Here is an 18765-nt window from a genome sequence, read left to right as displayed (position 1 = left end):
AAAAAGGAGTTTTTATGGTTCTCGATGGTTTTGATAAATTAATGTCTTTGACGGATTCCCGGTACCGCCTTTCAGTTATTACTGCTCGTAGGGCAGCGCAAATTAAGGGAGGTATACCATCTACACTTGAGGAGGAAGACCTGCCGCGCACAAGCAATACAGTTACCATAGCGATGCGGGAGCTAGAACTAGAGAAGGAAATAGTGTGGGGTGAAGATTTGCCCAGTGAAGATGAGCTGCGTCGCCTTAATCAGCAAGATCGGCGAGCGGATGAAGTTTTCGGTAATTCCGAGGAAAACTGACCGGGGCGATGGCACTTAAGGTATTGGTGGCTGCCACGGGAGGGGTCGCAGCTATCAAAACCCCTTCTGTAATCAGGAGGTTGCGTGAGGCGGGAATGGATGTCCGTGCTGCAGCCACTCAGGGAGCCTATCGGTTTGTTACAGGTCTTTCTTTGGCAGTAGCGGCTGGTCACGAAATATTTGATCAAGAAACCTGGTTTGCCCCAAATGGAAAATTGAGGCATTTGGAATTGGCTACATGGGCAGATGTTCTTGTGGTTGCACCAGCTACTGCAGACGCCATTGCCAGTGCTGCAACTGGGCGGGCTGAAGACGTGGTTTCAGCACTAGCTTTATCAGGTATTTCAAAAACTCTTTGGCTTCCAGCTATGAACACAGCGATGTGGAAGAACCCTGCTGTCCGCCGCAATGTCGCTACCCTTGAAGCAGATGGACACGTGTTGTTTGGTCCGGTTGACGGGCATCTAGCTGGAAAACACGAGGGGATAGGCTTGGGTAGGATGGTGGAACCTGAAACTGTACCTTCTCTAGTTGAAGGTCTCTATAGGGAGCGGGATCTTGAGGGTAGGCGAATACTAATTTCTGCTGGGCCAACTCGAGAACATGTTGACCCAGTAAGATATTTTAGTAACCCAAGTACGGGGAAGATGGGTTATGCATTGGCTGAGGCGGCTAATGATCGGGGAGCAGAAGTAACTTTGGTATCGGGACCTAGTATCATGGAGGAACCACTCGGTATTCAGAAGATTCAGGTCTGTAGTGCCGATCAAATGTTAGAGGCTCTTACTAATCATTTTGCCAAAACTGATATGTTGATAATGACCGCAGCAGTCGCTGATTGGCGTCCTGTAAGTGCCTCTACAGAGAAAGTAGCTAAGCATGGGGATCGTTTGACCCTTGATTTTGTTCGCAATCCGGACATTCTCCTTAAATTAAGAGATAGCCGAAACCAGCAGGTGATGATTGGGTTTGCCATGGAAACCAGCGAAGGGCTATCGAAAGCAGCAGAAAAGGCTCGCACAAAGGGGCTGAACTTCATTTGTTTGAATTATCTTTCAGGTGATGACATCCCATTTGGTAGCGATTTCAACAAGATTACCGTAGTGAAGCCTAATGGAGATTACGAGGAGTTTCCAAAACTTTCAAAGCGCGAGGTCGCTGATGCGATCCTCGATCGAGGTGCTTTGTGCTTGACCGATATTAATCAATGAAACGTAAAGATGGCATAACAAGTATCGCCAGACGTTATGGCCCGTAAGGAATACAGACAACAGCTTATTGGAGAAATAGTCGAGACGGAATTTATTTCTACACAAGCTGAGATTACTGAACATCTTGCAAAAAAGGGCATTAAGGCTACTCAGGCAACTATTAGTCGTGATGTAAATGAATTGCGACTCGTGAGACTATCCACCGGCAAAGGAAACCACCGTTATCGGTTGTCTCCACTAGAAAACGGGATAGATGCGATGACTGAACTGTCCCAGCAACTGAGGTTATTCGTCCGTGATCTGGATAGAGGTCACAACACCCTTGTCCTTACTACTGACGAAGGTCAAGCTAGCGGAATTGCAAAAGTAATAGATAAGTTGGATCGGGACGATATTGTAGGTACTCTTGCAGGGTTCAACACTATTTTTGTTGTTTTGCGAACTGCAGAGATGGCTGAGGTGCTGCTCGACGAGTTAGAAGGGTTGCTTCACTAAGGCTATACCCAAAGTTAGGATGTACAGGTCGGTCGTGTAGTTAAATAATTTTAGTTAGTTAAGCCCAGAACATTTTTTGTTAGTGCTAATACCGTTTCGATGCTAATCTTGAGACTAGTGAGCTCTGGAGGTCCCAGAATGAACCGAAGGCTTCTTGCCTCGCTATTTTTTGTTCTTACCGTTAGCTGGGGATTAGCTCAAACGTTTGTTGTTTTTCCTGTCCAGTCTCCAGACACTCTCCTTGGCTTTGCGGTTGCAGATCGTATATCTAGAGAATTCATAGATGAATTCGATGAGATCGTTGGTCCTGAGATTGCAGTAAGTTTAGTACCGCCACTGCCTGTTGGCACCAATTACTTGAGCCCTGGTGTTTTCTTGAAAGACCGGTCATTCAATAATCAGGTTGGCGCTGTCTTAGCTCGAGAGCTCTTCGGAGCGGATTTTGTCTTAACTGGGGAAGTGATCAATTCCCCAAACGGCCTAATTTTGAAGTTATACCTGGCTGGGGTAAATGGGGTTAATACACATACTGTGAGGTCTGCGGTGAGTCAACCAGGCCTGCTAATTGATAAGGCAGTCGCAATTGTTGCGACTAGGCTTGATCTGAGAAAACCAGAAATTGGATCAACGTTTGTTTCCTCCAATGTTGAAAGGGATTACCTTAGTGCCCTTAACTTGATTAGTCGCGGATTTCTAGAGGACGCCCGGGCGTTGCTTGCCCAAATGGACTCCCATCCCGGCGCTGCTCGTTTAAGGCGAAACCTCGCCGCTGTTTTTTCTAGGAAGGCAGGTGATGATCCAGGATTGCAGGCGACTATGTCCCTTAATAGTTTAGAATTTAGTGAAACACTTGCAATAAAGTATTTTCGAGATTTCGCTGACAACTCTAGCCTGTTGGCACCCCGATTGTGGATCGCCATTCTCTCGGCTAGCAACAACGACTTGGACAGTGCTATTGAGGCTTTTGATTTAGCAGCGGCAGAACACCCATATGGTGTCGTTGCACGTGCAAATTTCCGAGCTTCTAGAGGTCTACCAGGGGTGGAAGAAGACATTCTAAAAGTTTTAGGACAGGTCAAAGAAGGAGCTGTCGGCGTTGGTACTTTATTAGGACTCGCCGTCGTTGCTGACTATAAGGCCGACATTGTGCTAGAACAGACTGCTTTGGAAGATCTCAATAGGATTCAACCAGATTTTCTATATCCCTACGAGCGTCTCTCCTTTATCGCCTTTGAACAAGAGGACTTTTTTGATGCTCATAGTGCGCTATTGAAAGCTGTACACTTAGACCCCGATAATGATTTGTATTGGACTAACTTAGGTTGGGCTTACTATCTTATTGGTCTTCTAGATAAGAGTGAGGAAGCCTCACTTAGGGCAGTGCAGCTTAATCCTCAACGATTTACTGCCTTCTATAACCTAGGGTTAATGCAGGTGCTGACAGGTCGCCTTGAACTCGCCGTAGAGCAATACAGACGTGCCGTTAGCCTCAGCTCAGAGGTTGATCCAAATGCCATTATAGATCTTTTAAAGGCGCTTGAGAAATATCCAGACCAGCAAGGTATCCACTATGCACTAGGATACCTTTATGAACGTCAGGGTAAGCATTTAGCAGCTGCTGACCAGTACGAGATTTATCTAAACAAAACCGGCAATGACCTACCCTTAACAGTTTTCGCGAGTAAGCGAATACTTGCTCTGAGGGCTCCTCCAGCTGCTATTGCCATTAATAACATCATAGAGATTTGTTTGGGACAAAATGGCATATCTGCTGCTCCTTATCATCCGGGTGACACCATTTATCCTAGGTTTGAGGTAATTACGGAAGGTGAAGCTCTGCCAGATAAACTTCAGATATCAATAAATTTACTAGATCGCGGGGGCTTAATCTTGAGACAAACCGATGGCGAGGTCAGCGTGCCTTACAACGCGGTTGGCTTGGTAATTGACCAGTTCGGGCTTGATATTCCGTTGACTCTAGACCCAGGTTCCTACGAACTCCGTGTTTCGGTCAATACCTCAGAGCAAAGGTTTTCTCATGCAGCGGTAACGTTGACTGTGAAGGGTAGCCAGGTGTTACTCCGTCAGCTGATTAGTCGCAACATACAAATGTTGGGAATTAGAGCAGGACGTTTTTTATTTGGACCTCGTAATCTTTCCCGTCCTGAGCTGCTTCCGCGAATCTTGGTTCAGGAACTGAGGAGTGCGGCCGAAGAGGCGGAAAAGATCTTACCGGAAGCAAAGAAAGGTAGATTTGAGGGTATGTCAGGTGGCAAGCTCTTCGCAGATAGTACTGAAAGAGACGTAAGGGACTTTCTTAGGTTTCTTCTTTCTCAACGAGTTCAAGATACCGAGCTAGTCTTCGCCGAGGCCTATGCAAAGTGGGCCTTAGATGGAGCTCCGCTGTATTAAGCGATAGGGCCTGGGTGGGCCGGTAGGTTTAGGAAAAGAGTTTCCCGAAGATCCGGAAGCCTGCCAAATAGGTGCCTAGTGCAGATCCAAAAGTAGCGAATATAAAAATTAGAAGTGTTCTGGCAACTCGATTTGACCACCATCCCTTAGTAGTCGTTATATCTGAACGTAAGTCCCGAAAGTCCGATATCTTTGGTTTTCGGGCCCATAATTCCAGGCCTGCAGCTACAAAACCAGCGCCTATCATGGGATTTAGAGAGGTAAAAGGAGCAGCCAAAAAGGTGCCTATTATCGTCATCGGGTGGGCAAGGGCAAGTATGGTACCGATGGAAGCTAGAGCTCCATTAATTAAGAACCAATCAATAATGATTTTTAGGCCTAGTTCCGGGCTCCTGTTGAAGCCAATCCCGAACCCAGTAAGGATAAGCGACACGATGACCCACGGTATGATTTTTAGCCACGGACTAGGGGCAGGAACTTTTTCCAATCGTTCTATTTCAGCAGCTGGATTAGTTACTCCAGTTTCAAGATTTTTCACTAGTCCTCGGAGGTGTCCTGCTCCGACAATCAACAAAACGTGTTTGTAGGACGAATAAGAATTGCCGCCAAAAACGTCGAGGTAAATCCTACAAGCCATATATAGGTCTCTCTCAGCTATCAGTGGAGTAAAAAGAGCTTGAGAACCTTCTGAGAATTCGGCGAATGTGGCTTCTAGTATGTCGCCTTGCTTAAGATTCTCTATCTCTTCGGGAGAAATATTTTGGCGGGAAAATGTGCTGAAAAGTAGGCCACCCATCAGGCTAAAGCGTTGCCACCAAGGTATATTACGATAGGTGCGGCGTAACGTGATGCCTATGTCACGATCAACCAATAAGAGTGGCAATTCAGCAGCTTCGGTATGATGTATTGCAACTCGCATTTCCTCACCTGGTTCAATGCCCACTTGATCAGCTAAACGTTTTTGGAAGGCGCCCAGTGCTAGGTTAGCAGCTACCATACCCGCTTTACCTTGACGTATTACTTGAAAGAGATCAAGCTGGGCCCAGCGGTCTGGTTCCGTGATAGCCGCATAGCGATTTTGGTCAAGTTCAATTGCTACGGCGTCGAAGGATTCCGTAGCAATTAGATCCGCTACCGCCTGGGCGCTTTCTCGGGAAACATGAGCGGTACCAAGTAGAACAAAGTTGACCCCGCCTAGTTTTAAGCGAATTAGCGGCTGCGGTTCTGTGTCATTTTCATTAGAATGACAAGGGACGCTGGAATGCATACTCCGAGTTTACCTGTTCAAGTCAGGTAACAGGTTACCGACCATATCAACGCCCCGTGGGGTCTGGAGGCGTAGACATTATCCTTATTTGATTATTGGCGTTGCCTTGGCTGCGATGTGCTTTGGGGATACAATTGGCTTATGGTGGAAAATAAGAGCGTAAAACAAGTGGAAAAAACACCTGTTCAGATGGCCGGCCAACCTACTTTAGGTAAGATGGTGCGTCTATTCTTGAAATCCCTAATCTTGGCGGTAATCTTTGTTATTTTGATTAGCATTCTTTCCACCTTAGGCGTTCCCTATCTAGATACTATGTGGGGGAAAGTTATTGTCCTGGGGATATTGTGGGTAATAGCTTATCCTCGTATTATGCGAGAATTTCGCACTAGCACTTACGTGAAATCAAAGTAACACTTCGATCGATACGATTGTACCGTCTGTCACAGACCTATTACATGTGTTCGTGCGTTTATGGTGCTCAACAGATGTGCCTAAGACTTATTATTTTGCCTACGATAGCTGTCACCAAAGCGCTTCTGGAATTTTTCAACACGGCCTTCAGTGTCTATAAACCTTTGCTGTCCAGTGTAGAAAGGATGATTACCTGACCAAACATCAACAGTCATCTCAGCTTTAGTGCTGTAGGTTTCTAGAACTACTTCGCCTTCACAATATATCTTGCAAGGAACTAGTTTAGGGTGAATATCTTTTTTCATGGTACTCCTTACCGAAACCACGAGGGTGAGCAGACAAAAAACTGAACAAACCTGACCAGTTTAGCAGGTTAGTTGGCTTTTGGGTAGTATCGGTTTTTGCCTTAGCTGTAACCGATCTGATTTCTAAATTGAGCGCCAAACATTTGTTCAATGGGATTTACCGGAGGTAAGCGCCCCTTTGATACCAGTATACCTTGAGGGCAACAAAGGGAGCCCCTTCGTACATTAGGGAAATTATCCGTGTAATGCAATTGAATCAGGTTTGGGGACAAAAAAATTGAATTATTGTGAGATGTGATTTATTGGAAGTTGCATAACGCAATTCATATCTTGAGCTTACACGTTCTAAGCTGGCTCCTAAGACTTGAAATAAATATTCTTAAGGCTGAGGTAACCCTAACGATCATGTTGTGTTAAATAAATAGTCTTAAAGTGATATTCTCCGGAGTGATATGTTGACCTATCCTAAGACGATGAGTTTAGCCCCAATGGGTCGGGTTGACATGTCTTTTGAGGTGCCGGGATCCAAAAGTTTGACAAACCGTGCTCTTGTATTGGCTGCATTAGCGGATGGAGAGAGCGTTCTTGAAAAGGCTTTAATTGCTGAGGATAGCCAGGTTATGGTTGAAGCCCTCCGAACTCTTGGGATCTCAGTTGAAGTTGAGGACGACCAGTTCATGGTTGAGGGCTGCGGAGGCCGAATTCCCGTTAAGGAAGCTGATCTTGACCTTCGCCTTTCCGGTACTTCGATAAGATTTCTTACCGCCCTTGTTGCTCTTGGTCAAGGATCTTTCCGACTTGATGGTAATCAGCGTATGCGAGAACGGCCTATCCAGGATTTGTTGGACGCTTTAGCAGGTCTTGGGGTCAAGTCGGAAGCACAGTTCCAAACAGGATCCCCACCCGTGATAGTGAGAGCTGATGGTATTAAGGGAGGTAAGACTCATATTGCTGGAGATCGGTCATCCCAGTACTTGTCAGCCCTTCTCATGGTGGCTCCCTTGGCTGATGCGCCTGTTGCAATTGAAGTAACTGGAGAACTCCAGTCGAAGCCATTTATAGACATGACGTTGGCGCTAATGGCGGATTTTGGCGTAATGGTAGATCGAGAAGGCCACAATTCCTTTTATGTTCTCCCATCGGCTTATCAGCCTCAGTTTCATCGGATTGAAGGTGATGCTATGTCCGCAGGGTATTTTTGGGCTGCTGCTGCTGCTTCAGGGGGAAGGGTAGAAATCAGAAACTTGGGCAACTCTTCCTTGCAGGGTGACCGTAGGATTACTGAGATTCTGGATGAGATGGGTTGTCAAGTAATTTGGCGCGATCATAGTTGCGAAGTCATTGGTCCCCGTAATGGTCAACTTAGGGGAGGAGATTTTGACTTAAATGATATGCCCGATCAAGCTCAAACGGTAGCGGTATTAGGCATGTTTGCGGATTCCCCTGTCACCATAACTAACGTGGCTAATATGAGGATTAAAGAAACTGACCGCTTGACAGCTTTGTCCACCGAACTAAGGCGATTAGGTGTCCGTGTAGAGGAGGGTACTGATTCGATCGTCGTACATCCTCTTCGAACTAGTCCGAGATGTATCACCATCGATACCTATGGTGATCATCGTATGGCTATGGCCTTTGCTATCGCTAGCATTAGATTTGATCTAGAGCTAAAAAACCCATCTTGTGTAGCGAAAACTTATCCGGGATTCTTCGATGATTGGGCGATGTTGCGCTCATAGGCGTTATGATGACACCGATGGGTGAGTCCACCATCATAATTACGCTCGACGGTCCGGCCGCCACAGGAAAATCTAGTGTGGGTGTAGAGGTTGCCCGACAACTTGATATTCCATTTATTTCCAGTGGTCTTTTTTACCGGACCGCTACTCTTTTGGCTTTAAGACAGGACGTGAGTCCCGATAACCAGGAAGGTATTATCACTCTTCTTGAACAGCATAAGATTTTATTTCAATCAAGCGGCACAATTAACAGGATTTTGGTTGATGGTGTGGAGGTGAGCCAGAAGTTGCACACAGATCAGATTGACGAGAACGTATCAGCAGTATCTTCTCATCCAGGTGTCAGGTCCTGGGTTCAATCAAGACTACAGGGCCTTGAACCTCCTTTCGTTGTTGAAGGTAGAGACATGGGATCTATAGTTTTTCCAAATGCTGATATAAAGTTTTATCTCACTGCCTCTTCTGAAGCTCGAGCATCTAGACGAGTTAGCGAGAGGAGTTCGGATCTAAACCTTGTAGGGGACGCGCTCGCACGGCGTGATTTGTTGGACGCTAGGCAGCTTAAACCCGCTGGGGATGCTTTGCATATTGATACGGATGGACTGTCATTAGTGGAAGTGACTCAAATGCTGTTAGTACATGTAGCGGCTGTGAATAAAGCATGAAACCTTTTGAAGCTAATGCAGCCCAACTAAGTCACGTAGTAGTAACCAGTACCAGATTCAAGCCTGAGGCTCAGTCACTAGTAGCAGATATATCATCACGCCTTCTTGCCCTAGGTGTTGACGTTGAGACAGATACTTATGGCGAGTTAGATCTCAACCAAGTTGCTAAAGAGGCTGATCTAGTAATTTCAGTTGGCGGGGATGGCACTTTGCTTTCTACTGCACGGAGGCTTGTTGGGACCCACGTACCTGTTCTAGGAGTGAATCTTGGAAAACTTGGGTTTCTTGCAGAGCACAGTCCAAAAGAAATTATGGCGTTTCTTTCTGGTGCGGTTCCAAGTGGTTGGCGGTTAAATCCAAAGATGATGTTGCAGGCTACTGTTCAACGTGATATTCCGATAACACGATATGCATTAAATGAATTTGCCTTGTCACAAGGGGTGATGACACGTCTAATTGGGATCGATATGGAGGTAGACCATCAGCATGCCATCCAATATCGGGCGGATGGCATGGTGGTATCTACCCCGGTGGGATCTACGGCGTATTCTTTGTCTTTGGGCGGCCCTATCTTGACCCAGGGCCTACGGGCTTTTGTGGTGACGCCAATTGCCCCCCATGCTCTTACCAACCGGCCGATTGTACTAGATGGTCGATCACAGGTAAGCCTAGAACTAAAGACTTCAGTTGCTGAGGTAGCCTTACTAGTTGATGGGCAGGAGCGTGTCGAGTTACATACTGGGGATCGTATAGTAGTTACTGCCGCACCTACTGACTTGATACTCGTCTCGAATGGTCGGAGGACTTCTTACGATATCTTGCGACAAAAGCTTGGCTGGGGAACCACTCCAAACCTGCAAGATAAGTGATTAATTCACGGACTCTATAGAGAGATTTCATTTAGGTAATGGAGGGTTTAGGTAACAGAGGAGATCTTGTTTTTTGGCTAACATAACACTACTTTCTAATGGTCATGGTGAAGATGCTATTGGGGCTCTTTTAGGCTTAGAGGTTTGTGAAGTCCGTCCTGATTTGCATGTAAGGGCTTATCCATTAGTCGGTACGGGTGATTCGTACGAGGAGGCTGGTTTCGAAATCCTAGGTCCACGCAGAGTGATGCCTAGTGGAGGCCTTACGCTTCATTCAGCTTCAATGTTACGGCGGGATCTTTGTGCTGGGTTTGTGGGACTGACTTTGCGTCAATGGAGCGACTTAAAGAGGTTGGAAACAGATATTTTAATAGTAATTGGGGACATATATGCACAACTTCAGTCAGCCTTGGTAAAAACAAAATGTCGATTCGTGTACCAGGCGTTGGTTTCCGCTCTTCATGGTCGTGGAAGACCGAAGGGAGGCATGCGCAGAGTATTCATGGAGGTGTTTACTCCGTTAGAGCGTATGTTAATGAGCAGGTTAGCTGAACGGGTATATGTCCGGGATGTTGAAACTAAGAGTCATCTTAGAGGGATGGGTCTCGCTAAAGTAGAATTTTTAGGTAATCCAATTCTTGATGCTGCGGACGGTAATCCAATTTCATGTCTAACTAAGAAGGGATTTTCTGTGGTCCTTTTACCAGGTTCACGGGATTATGCTGTTTCCGCGCTTGGGACCATGCTTGCGTCTTTGGTGAAGACTAGAACTTTAAGTGGTGCCGTTGCTTGGTCGGGAGGTGAACTACCCCGATTTCCTGGTTGGCGCACTGAATCTGGTAATGGAGTGGGAGGCCTAAAGGCTGTATTACATAATCAAGATAAGGAAGTTTGGGTTTTTGAAGATAGGTTTTATGACCTATTAGCAGGGGCTCAGGTGGTTCTCGGTACGGCAGGTACAGCACATGAACAGGCAGCTGGACTTGGAATCCCAATAATTGCTTTCCCAGTACCTCCTTACTACACAGAAGCGTTCTTGATTAATCAACGGCGTTTATTGGGTCCAGCTCTGACTATATCCAGAGCCGATCCTGATGAAATAGCTAGCCACCTCCTACGCTTTCGTTATAACAAAGGAGACCGCGATATCGCAGCACATGCTGGACGTTTACGGATGGGACCGTCTGGCGGTTCGAAGGCTATTGTCCGTGATATTATTACCCGAGCTGTAGACATTGGAGTTCTGTCTCAAAAGAATTAGGTTAATACCTAGCTGTCCAGTAAGATTTTTGCTAAAATCTTTTGAATTACCTAATCTAGGTACTTGGTTATGATCAAGAGTCAACCCTCCGCGCCCCAAATTAGCGCTAAAGAAAAGATTTCCCAGAGTGTTTTGCGATTACAGGGAATTATTAAGAGCTTTCCTGACCAACCGCATCCCGCAGTAGTGGATTTCAATCTCAAAATTGAACAAGGAGAATTCGTCGCCTTACTTGGGCCATCTGGTTGTGGGAAAACGACCTTACTTAGGCTCATTGCAGGTTTCGAGATGCTTGATCGAGGCTTAGTTGAGGTTTCTGGGTTTATGGTTTCGGGTCCTAATGTGTGGATCCCACCAGAAAAACGCAAAATAGGTTTTGTATTTCAGGATTATGCACTATTTCCTCATCTTGACGTTTTGAGCAATGTCGCATTTGGCATTAAGGGGCTTTCTAAGTCTCAGCGTATTGACCGTGCTAGGGAAGTTATGGATCTTGTTGGGCTCACAATTTTTCGTGAGCGCTTTCCGGGGCAGTTGTCTGGGGGCCAGCAGCAGCGAGTGGCTTTGGCGCGTGCTTTGGCCCCGAGGCCAGATCTCATACTGTTAGACGAACCATTTAGTAACCTGGATGCAGGATTACGAGATAATACACGTATTGAGGTTGGTCGGATTCTTCGTGCTAGTGGGACTACTGCGCTTCTTGTTACTAATGATCAAGAGGAAGCAATGATGTTTGCAGATAGGCTTGCGGTTATGCGAGCAGGTCGGGTGGAACAGTTTGGTTCGCCGGAGGAAGTTTACTCGCGTCCCAGGACTGCTTTCGTTGCTAAGTTCCTTGGCATGGCTAATTTTATTCATGGATCGGCGCGGGGTAATGTGGCTGAAACGGCGTTAGGAGCCCTGGAGCTGAGCCAACCAGCAAATGGCGCTGTACTACTTTCAGTTCGCCCGGAAGCCCTTGTTTTTGATAGGGACGCTGGTTTTCCAGTAGAGGTGGTATCTCGGGCTTTTAAGGGACATGATCTAACTTACAGGTGTCAATTGCTCGGGAAAAATCGTCTTTCGTCAGAACCATTTTTGGTGCAGACCGGTCCAAATTGTGATGTCAAACCGGGTGATCGAATCAGGCTTCGTGTTTTTGGGAAAGCAGTACCTTTAGGTTTGAGTGAAGCTTAGTGTTATTCTGTTGCGGCGTCAGCTCGGGCTTCAGATCCAACTAATAACTCTCTTAACCGAGAAAGGCAACGATAGTGTTTTTTTACGTAAGCGCTGTTTACGTAACTAGGATCAAAAAGCTCCAAGAGAGTTACCGAGCTTGCTGCCTTAAATTGCACTTCTTGGTCGTACAGTTGGTCAATAAAGTGTACGAAGCGGAGTGCATTATTTTGAAAAGCTATTGGTTCGACTCCAGAAATATAAAGGGCGCCGATACCCTTTAAAAAATTTTTGTAGTGAATTGGGTGGAGCGAGGCTAGAACGTCCATGAGTTGAGGCCAGGTCCCGGTTACCTTTATGCCGTCTGAGGAGTCACAATAGGTATGCTTACGGAGACAGTTTTCCGATAAAAAATTTCCAGATAATGAACGATCCCGGTAGTCGGGTCCGTCAATCAAAAGCACGTCGAAGTGCGTGGCGATACTTTGAATTTCTCGCCGAAAATCTTCGGCATTAAAGCGCCCTTCGCCTTGTGCGTTGGGTGTAGTGTTAGAGGTTGTGACTATGGTACCTCCCGCTAGGAAAATCTCTGCAAGGAAGTTCTTAATTATTAGTGTGTTTCCGGGATCGTCTAGTTCAAACTCGTCGAGACAAATAAGTCGATGTCCCCCCAGCATTTGACGTAATTCTCTCTGGCTTAGGGCTCCTATTAAATAGACCAATTCCTGAAAGGAAAGGTAGATTTTTTCGTTAAAGGGAGCCGCATAATAAAGGGCCGTTAACAGATGAGTTTTACCAACCCCAAATCCCCCATCTAAGTAAAGACCAGTTCCGACTATTTTCCTCCGTCTCAAGTGAAATAATCCTCTGCTGGGAGTAAAAGAGGGCATAGATCTCACGAAATTATCTAAACGATCTAGTGCCATTATTTGGCTGGGATCCTGCGGACAATATGTTTCGAATCGGGTATTCCGGAATCTTGGAGGCGGGGTGAAATTAGGTAGTGTTAGCCCAACAGGTAGCTCAAGTAGCTCAAGTGGAACTATCTGACTCACGGGCCGAGCCTACCATGGGGTAGGCGTTAGTTTGACAGGGATTGGTTTGTAGCCTACGATAACTTACACCCAAGACGTTCCGGGGAAGTCCGGTGAGAATCCGGCGCTGTCCCGCAACGGTAGATTCGAAAGTGGTTTGCTGAATTCACGTCTTTCGAACTAGCCCGAATACCGGACGTCAAGGAGACTGCACCCCTTGCGAGGACGAGGAAGGGCAGCCTTAGGGAAGTTTTAGGCCTCCCTTGGCGGCCAACCTAGGTTTTAGGTAGAATTTCTGTCCTTCGCAGGAGCCTGTTGGAGGCAACTGTGAGAGTATTGAGATCTATCTTAGTTCTTGGGGCTACATATTTTTTCTTTTCTGCTGTAGCTACTTCTTTTCCGTTAGTCCTGACTGATTATCTTGGCCGAATGGTCACAATCGCTGATAAGCCTAAACGCATAATAAGTTTAATGCCTAGCGCTACTGAGACTGTTTGCGCTTTAGGCGCATGTGATCAGCTTGTGGGACGAGATACATTCAGCAATTACCCGCCAGAAGTTATGGAGTTAGCGGATTTAGGTTCCCCATTTTCTGTCGATCTTGAGGCTATTATAGCGCTAGAACCGGATCTCGTGCTTGCTGATCAGTTTAGTGGAGTAGCAGCGGCTCTTGATGAATTTGGGGTGACGGTTTTCGCAGGAGTACCTCAGACTATCGAGGAGGCATTTGCATTCTTCCGAATTGTTGGTGAAATTACTGGCCTTCAAACGGAAGCAGCTCTATTGATTGGCCGTATTAATGGAGAGATTAATGAGTTAGAAAGGCTTGTCGTTGGTAGGGAGTCGTCTCCCCGTATTTATTTTGAACTTGACCCTACACCCTATAGTGTTGGTCCTAATTCGTTTATAGGGGAGTTAATCAGTAGCGCTGGTGGTGTCAATATCGTGACTGAAGTGATGGGAAGTTTCCCCCAATTGGATCCGGAATTTATTGTTGCTTCAGATCCCGAAGTTATTGTGTTGGGAGATGCGCCATTTGGGGAGACATTTCGAACGATAAGTGCTAGGCCAGGATGGTCGCAGTTAACAGCAATTAAATCTGGCCGAGTAGCCGAACTAAGTCAATCGGAAGTTGACGTGATGAACCGTCCAGGTCCAAGGTTAGGAGAAGCTATCCGGCTTTTAGCTGATCTTTTGCATCCGGATTTGTTTTGACCAACTATGCTAAGCGACCAAGCGGCAAGCGTATTCTGGCGTGGTTGGGGCCATTAAGACTTTCTGGGTTTACGTTGTTATTAGTGTCGATCTTTGCAACTGGTATTGGCTCGATCGATCTTTCTTTTAGCGCTGTTAGCCAAGCTGTTTGGAATGGTATCACTGGCCAGGTTGAAAGTACTTACGATGTAATCGTTTGGCAGATTAGAGTGCCGAGAGTCCTTCTCGCAGGTATGGTGGGCGGGGCGCTTGCGGTTTCTGGTGCAACCTATCAGGCAGTGTTTCGCAATCCTTTAGCCGAACCATACCTTTTAGGGGTGGCTAGCGGGGCTGCTTTGGGAGCGACTATTGTAATGGCTTTCGGAGCAGGGTTCCTACTATTCGCAGGAGTTGGTTTACCGATTGTTGCATTTATTTTTGGGCTTGTAACCGTTTTAGTTGTGGTGTTTTTAGCCCGCCAGAGAGGGCGACTTCCTGTACTATCTTTAGTTCTTGCGGGTGCAGTATTGAGCGCAATTTTTACCGCCATTACGTCTTTTTTAATGCTATCTGCGAGGGAACAGGTTGCGGGAATAATAGCGTGGCTACTTGGTAGCTTCTCTCTAGCTAGCTGGGATGAGGTAATTATCGTTTTCCCTCTTATGGTGATTGCCCTATCGATCATTGGTTTATCGGGTAGATACCTTAATTTGCTTCAGTTAGGTGAAGATCAAGCAGCTCAGCTTGGCCTTAATGTTGAAACAACCAAACTTGTGCTCGTTGCTGCAGCTACTCTCGCTACTGCCGCTGCTGTTAGTGTTAGTGGAATCATTGGTTTCGTAGGCCTTATGGTTCCTCATGCAGTAAGATTGGCATTTGGTCCGGATCATCGTGTTCTCATTCCATTGACCGTGATTTTAGGAGCTATTTTTATGGTTCTTGCTGATTTGGTCGCACGTACCCTTATTGCGCCAGTTGAAATTCCTATTGGTGTTATCACCGCTCTGGTGGGTGGACCGTTTTTTCTTTTCCTCCTTAGAACGCAGCGAGTCGTCCGGTGATTGAGGTTCGTGGCGTTTCAGCTGGTTACGATGGTAGGGACGTTATTAGTGATCTCCATTTGGTTGTACCAGAGGCAGAAGTAACTGTACTTTCTGGGCCTAATGGGGCCGGGAAAAGTACTGTAATTGCCTTGCTGACAAGATTATTGCGGCCAAGGAAAGGACAGTTACTTCTCGATGGCCGTCCACTGAGAGGTTATGGTCGCCGGGAGCTAGCACGAAGCTTTTCGGTGGTTCCACAAAAAGATATTCTACCGGGTGATTTTTCTGCTCTAGAAATTGTTCTCATGGGTAGGATGCCTCACCTCGGATTGTTTGGGTCCGAGCAGGAGAGTGATTGGCGCTTTACTAAAGAGGCCATGGAACGAACAGATACTTGGAATTTACGTCGAAGATTGATCGCCACCTTGTCCGGAGGAGAGCGTCAAAGGGTTATATTAGCTCGTGCTTTAGCCCAGCGCCCTCGATTCCTCCTTCTCGATGAGCCAACGAGCCATTTAGACCTCCAACACCAGGTAAAACTTATTAGGTTGATTCGCCGTGAGGTAAGAGAAGGAATCGGCGCTCTTGTAATCCTTCACGATTTAGTTTTAGCTGCTAAGATCGCTCAAACATTAGTCCTTATTGACTCCGGCCGTAATATAGTCGCCGGACCACCTGCTGAGGTGCTTAGGGAAGACCGTATACGTGAGATATATGGTGTGAACGTTGATTTGGTACCGGATCCGGTAGTGAAGACTCCGCTAGTTGTTCCCCGCCTTGATTGATAGGAATACGGAAGTTGGCAAGGCCTGAGAACAAAACTCTAATTGAGTGGTTATCAGTGATTAGATTGGCCTCATACCTTAAAAAATCTTTTTACAATGCGCTAGGTGGGTCGAATCTGCGTCGCACTGCTTTAGCTAGGTTATAGGAATCTAAGAGTTTTAGTGTAGATTTCTCCCAGCTCCAGGCTTCAGTATCGATTCTTGCTTGAGATCCAAGTTTATTACGCAAATGTATATTACCCAAAAGCAGTTTAAGCTGATTTCTAAGGTTATCAAGGTTGCCAGGCGAGAAAAGTAAGCCGTTTTCACCGTGTTGAATGACGTCTGGGATCCCTCCCGCTCGGGCACCGACTACGGGTACTCCTGAAGCCATAGCCTCTAATGCGACGAACCCAAGCGTCTCGGTATCTGATGGAAAGGCAAAAACGTCTGAACTTGCGTATGCTTTGGCCAAATCGGTTCCGCCCATATATCCCGTAAATAGCGTCCTAGTACCTCTAAAAAGCTCTTTGAGGGATGATTCGGCAGGACCGGAACCCACAATGGCAAGACGTACCCCCGATAACTTACTAATTGGATCCAGTAACCAGGAGATGCGTTTTTCGTTAGATAATCGGCCGACATATATCATCAGGGCTTCATCAGGGTGCCCTTCGGTGAGAAAATTACGCATCTGCGAAGATTGGTTACTAGGGTTGAAACGATTTGTATCCACCGCTTTATGCCAGAGGCGAACCCGCTTAATGCCCTGATTTCGCGCTGCATTGAGTATTGGCTGGCTTGTACAAAGGTTAATGTGAGCTCGATTGTGTACCTCTCGTAAGAAAGCCTGACCGGGACGAATAAGAAAAGAGAGTCGGAGGTGTCGGGCGTATTGTGCAAGATCGGTGTGATAACTCGAGAGCAGAGGCAAATTACGTTGCTTGGCAATTGCAGTTCCCCAAAGTCCCATAACTACAGGATTAATTACATGAACTACATCTGCCTGGAACAAATCTAACTCTCGACCTATCCGGCGCCGGGGTAAACCTAGTATTTGTTCCGGGTACCAGGGGCGGAATGCGACCCCAGGTACTGGAACGACTTTGTGCCCAAAATAATCCTCTGGCAGGGCTTCATTAGATGTTGTGGGGGCGAAAATAATAGCCTCGTGATCAAGGCGGCGAAGGTGTTCCAGAGTGTGGAGTAGCCTGGTTACTACCCCATCAATTTTGGGGAGGAAAACTTCGGTGAAGTAGGCGATTCGCATGCTAATGCCGGAGCGTTATCCTAGTCTACCTTTATCCTAGGTACGGGCGGGGTTGCCGAAACTGAACGAAAGCCTAGGCCTATAAGCGGTATCTAAGGGTCAATTGTTCCCCTTGGACGTTTGATTTGGGATACCAGCGAAGTGTTTGCTTGTCCAAACGCTAGTACAGGGTATTTTGTTAAGGTCAACCCTGTAAGAATATTTTGTCGCAATATCCGTAACTTCAGTAAGCAATCCTGTGCTCAAGGTAGTCGGGTTTAAGCCAAGATCTAAGAAAAGGTCGTTGCGGACGTGGAGGTCGTTCTCTGGATCTTCTTTACGGGGATTTTCCACATAGGCCACCTCCGAATTAGTAGTAGTTGCAACTAGTTTGGCAAGATCACGGATTTTGTGAGTTTCAGTCATTTGGTTTAGGATACGCACTCTATCACCTCTGTCTGGAGGGTTTTCGAGAGCGAGTTGGATACAGCGAACAGTGTCTTGAATGTGGATGAAAGCTCGAGTCTGCCCGCCTGTGCCGTGGACGGTCAGAGGGTATCCTACAGCTGCTTGCATTAAGAATCGGTTTAAAACTGTACCGTAATCACCGTCGTAATCAAAACGATTGACAAGCCGTTCGTCAAGGAGTGAGTCTTCAGTGTTTGTACCCCAGACAATTCCTTGGTGTAGATCTGTTATTCGGATTTCATCGTTCTTGGCGTAGTAGGCGAAGAAGAGCTGATCCTGGGTTTTCGTCATGTGATATATGCTGCCAGGGTTGGCAGGATACAGAATTTCCTGATGAACTTTTTCACCAGTATCGGTCGTTACTTCAATTGGAAGATAACCCTCAGGTATCTTCATTCCGGCTGTGCCATACCCGTAAACGCCCATGGTTCCCAGATGAGCCAAATGAACGTCTACACCGCTTTCAACTATTGCGCAGAGGACGTTGTGGGTAGCATTAAGGTTATTGTTAACAGTGTAACGCTTGTGGTAAGCGCTTTTCATGCTGTAAGGAGCAGCCCGTTGCTCTGCAAAATGAACAATAGCTTCTGGTCGTTCGTCTTTGATCAAAGTGAGGAGACGGTGGTAATTGGTAGCTATGTCAAGGTTATGAAAGACTATTTTTCTTCCTGTGCTCTCTTGCCAAACTCGGAGTCGAGTTCCGGTGGGTTGGATTGGTGTTAAACTTCCAGCTTCTAATTCGTTATCGATATTACGTCGACTTAAGTTATCAATGATTATTACATCGTATCCAAGGCGAGAAAGATGAAGACTAGTTGGCCAGCCGCAGAAGCCGTCTCCACCAAGGACGAATACCTTCATTTAGGCCTCCTAGAAGAGCCCCATTTGAGCTTTCTTGGGGCAGACATCGTAGCTTACCAC

General features: G+C 46.5%; 18 protein-coding genes and 1 riboswitch. Of the genes, 13 read left to right on the top strand and 5 right to left on the bottom strand.

What is annotated here, in order from left to right; translation table 11 throughout:
- Window positions 1-14: 14 nt before the first annotated feature.
- The 4 genes from CMO31_01070 (at window position 15) to CMO31_01055 (ending at window position 4420) form a co-directional block, all read left to right on the top strand.
- Window positions 15-302, top strand: a complete 288-nt coding sequence (locus CMO31_01070; GenBank protein MAZ52589.1) for a DNA-directed RNA polymerase subunit omega — start codon at window positions 15-17, stop codon at window positions 300-302.
- Between the two features lie 8 nt (window positions 303-310).
- Window positions 311-1513 (top strand): bifunctional phosphopantothenoylcysteine decarboxylase/phosphopantothenate--cysteine ligase CoaBC, encoded by a 1203-nt coding sequence (gene coaBC, locus CMO31_01065; protein ID MAZ52588.1) that lies wholly within the window; start codon window positions 311-313, stop codon window positions 1511-1513.
- Between the two features lie 36 nt (window positions 1514-1549).
- Complete coding sequence (gene argR, locus CMO31_01060; protein ID MAZ52587.1) at window positions 1550-2008, top strand: arginine repressor; 459 nt, start codon at window positions 1550-1552, stop codon at window positions 2006-2008.
- 138 nt (window positions 2009-2146) lie between these two features.
- Window positions 2147-4420, top strand: a complete 2274-nt coding sequence (locus CMO31_01055) for a hypothetical protein (GenBank protein ID MAZ52586.1) — start codon at window positions 2147-2149, stop codon at window positions 4418-4420.
- 28 nt (window positions 4421-4448) lie between these two features.
- Here CMO31_01055 and CMO31_01050 read toward each other — a convergent pair whose 3' ends face one another.
- Window positions 4449-5687: a conjugal transfer protein TraB gene (locus CMO31_01050; GenBank protein ID MAZ52585.1), complete on the bottom strand. Its 1239-nt coding sequence runs from the start codon at window positions 5685-5687 to the stop codon at window positions 4449-4451.
- A 141-nt stretch (window positions 5688-5828) separates the two neighbouring features.
- Between CMO31_01050 and CMO31_01045 the strand changes: the two genes are divergently transcribed.
- Entirely contained in the window at window positions 5829-6098 is a 270-nt protein-coding gene (locus CMO31_01045) for a hypothetical protein (protein MAZ52584.1), read from the top strand.
- 80 nt (window positions 6099-6178) lie between these two features.
- On the opposite strand, the gene CMO31_01040 is transcribed toward CMO31_01045, so the two are convergent.
- Window positions 6179-6403, bottom strand: a complete 225-nt coding sequence (locus tag CMO31_01040; protein MAZ52583.1) for a 50S ribosomal protein L31 — start codon at window positions 6401-6403, stop codon at window positions 6179-6181.
- A 473-nt stretch (window positions 6404-6876) separates the two neighbouring features.
- Here CMO31_01040 and aroA point away from each other — a divergent pair, with 473 nt between their 5' ends.
- From aroA to CMO31_01015, 5 genes are all read left to right on the top strand, one after another.
- Window positions 6877-8142 carry a 3-phosphoshikimate 1-carboxyvinyltransferase gene (gene aroA, locus CMO31_01035; protein ID MAZ52582.1) on the top strand — a complete coding sequence of 422 codons (1266 nt, stop codon included), beginning with the start codon at window positions 6877-6879 and terminating at the stop codon, window positions 8140-8142.
- A gap of 17 nt (window positions 8143-8159) precedes the next feature.
- A complete protein-coding gene (gene cmk / locus CMO31_01030; protein MAZ52581.1) occupies window positions 8160-8807 on the top strand; it encodes a cytidylate kinase in 648 nt (215 codons plus the stop codon).
- A complete protein-coding gene (locus tag CMO31_01025; GenBank protein MAZ52580.1) occupies window positions 8804-9676 on the top strand; it encodes a hypothetical protein in 873 nt (290 codons plus the stop codon). Before cmk ends, CMO31_01025 begins: the two co-directional genes overlap by 4 nt.
- A 73-nt stretch (window positions 9677-9749) precedes the next feature.
- Window positions 9750-10937, top strand: a complete 1188-nt coding sequence (locus tag CMO31_01020) for a hypothetical protein (protein ID MAZ52579.1) — start codon at window positions 9750-9752, stop codon at window positions 10935-10937.
- A gap of 69 nt (window positions 10938-11006) precedes the next feature.
- The gene (locus tag CMO31_01015) at window positions 11007-12113 is read left to right on the top strand and encodes an iron ABC transporter ATP-binding protein (GenBank protein ID MAZ52578.1); all 1107 of its coding nucleotides are present in this window, start codon (window positions 11007-11009) and stop codon (window positions 12111-12113) included.
- 2 nt (window positions 12114-12115) lie between these two features.
- On the opposite strand, the gene CMO31_01010 is transcribed toward CMO31_01015, so the two are convergent.
- The gene (locus CMO31_01010) at window positions 12116-13147 is read right to left on the bottom strand and encodes a cell division protein ZapE (protein ID MAZ52577.1); all 1032 of its coding nucleotides are present in this window, start codon (window positions 13145-13147) and stop codon (window positions 12116-12118) included.
- A gap of 58 nt (window positions 13148-13205) precedes the next feature.
- Window positions 13206-13342: riboswitch (cobalamin riboswitch) on the top strand.
- 213 nt (window positions 13343-13555) lie between these two features.
- On the opposite strand from CMO31_01010, the gene CMO31_01005 reads away from it, so the two are divergent.
- From CMO31_01005 to fecE, 3 genes are read left to right on the top strand one after another with little or no spacing between them, the layout of a single operon-like run.
- On the top strand, window positions 13556-14341 hold the full coding sequence (locus tag CMO31_01005; GenBank protein ID MAZ52576.1) for an ABC transporter substrate-binding protein: 786 nt from the start codon (window positions 13556-13558) through the stop codon (window positions 14339-14341).
- Window positions 14338-15381, top strand: coding sequence for an iron ABC transporter permease (locus CMO31_01000; protein ID MAZ52575.1), 1044 nt, complete (start codon window positions 14338-14340; stop codon window positions 15379-15381). The genes CMO31_01005 and CMO31_01000 overlap by 4 nt, the downstream gene beginning before the upstream one ends.
- Entirely contained in the window at window positions 15378-16148 is a 771-nt protein-coding gene (gene fecE, locus CMO31_00995) for a Fe(3+)-dicitrate ABC transporter ATP-binding protein (protein MAZ52574.1), read from the top strand. The genes CMO31_01000 and fecE overlap by 4 nt, the downstream gene beginning before the upstream one ends.
- 91 nt (window positions 16149-16239) lie before the next feature.
- On the opposite strand, the gene CMO31_00990 is transcribed toward fecE, so the two are convergent.
- Window positions 16240-17397 (bottom strand): glycosyl transferase, encoded by a 1158-nt coding sequence (locus tag CMO31_00990; protein MAZ52573.1) that lies wholly within the window; start codon window positions 17395-17397, stop codon window positions 16240-16242.
- Window positions 17398-17496: 99 nt separating this feature from the next.
- Window positions 17497-18705 (bottom strand): NAD-dependent dehydratase, encoded by a 1209-nt coding sequence (locus CMO31_00985; GenBank protein MAZ52572.1) that lies wholly within the window; start codon window positions 18703-18705, stop codon window positions 17497-17499.
- Window positions 18706-18765: the final 60 nt, after the last annotated feature.

It is taken from the genome of Trueperaceae bacterium (assembly GCA_002707365.1).
Lineage (GTDB): Bacteria > Deinococcota > Deinococci > Deinococcales > Trueperaceae > UBA6957.
This window is presented reverse-complemented; position numbering and strand designations above follow the sequence as displayed.

What these genes read in the sequence shown, in the direction of transcription:
- CMO31_01070 (MAZ52589.1), top strand. Translation starts at nt 15, where the DNA reads ATGGTTCTCGATGGTTTTGATAAATTAATGTCTTTGACGGATTCCCGG.
- coaBC (MAZ52588.1), top strand. Translation starts at nt 311, where the DNA reads ATGGCACTTAAGGTATTGGTGGCTGCCACGGGAGGGGTCGCAGCTATC.
- argR (MAZ52587.1), top strand. Translation starts at nt 1,550, where the DNA reads ATGGCCCGTAAGGAATACAGACAACAGCTTATTGGAGAAATAGTCGAG.
- CMO31_01055 (MAZ52586.1), top strand. Translation starts at nt 2,147, where the DNA reads ATGAACCGAAGGCTTCTTGCCTCGCTATTTTTTGTTCTTACCGTTAGC.
- CMO31_01050 (MAZ52585.1), bottom strand. Translation starts at nt 5,687, where the DNA reads ATGCATTCCAGCGTCCCTTGTCATTCTAATGAAAATGACACAGAACCG.
- CMO31_01045 (MAZ52584.1), top strand. Translation starts at nt 5,829, where the DNA reads ATGGTGGAAAATAAGAGCGTAAAACAAGTGGAAAAAACACCTGTTCAG.
- CMO31_01040 (MAZ52583.1), bottom strand. Translation starts at nt 6,403, where the DNA reads ATGAAAAAAGATATTCACCCTAAACTAGTTCCTTGCAAGATATATTGT.
- aroA (MAZ52582.1), top strand. Translation starts at nt 6,877, where the DNA reads ATGAGTTTAGCCCCAATGGGTCGGGTTGACATGTCTTTTGAGGTGCCG.
- cmk (MAZ52581.1), top strand. Translation starts at nt 8,160, where the DNA reads ATGGGTGAGTCCACCATCATAATTACGCTCGACGGTCCGGCCGCCACA.
- CMO31_01025 (MAZ52580.1), top strand. Translation starts at nt 8,804, where the DNA reads ATGAAACCTTTTGAAGCTAATGCAGCCCAACTAAGTCACGTAGTAGTA.
- CMO31_01015 (MAZ52578.1), top strand. Translation starts at nt 11,007, where the DNA reads ATGATCAAGAGTCAACCCTCCGCGCCCCAAATTAGCGCTAAAGAAAAG.
- CMO31_01005 (MAZ52576.1), top strand. Translation starts at nt 13,556, where the DNA reads ATGGTCACAATCGCTGATAAGCCTAAACGCATAATAAGTTTAATGCCT.
- CMO31_00990 (MAZ52573.1), bottom strand. Translation starts at nt 17,397, where the DNA reads ATGCGAATCGCCTACTTCACCGAAGTTTTCCTCCCCAAAATTGATGGG.
- CMO31_00985 (MAZ52572.1), bottom strand. Translation starts at nt 18,705, where the DNA reads ATGAAGGTATTCGTCCTTGGTGGAGACGGCTTCTGCGGCTGGCCAACT.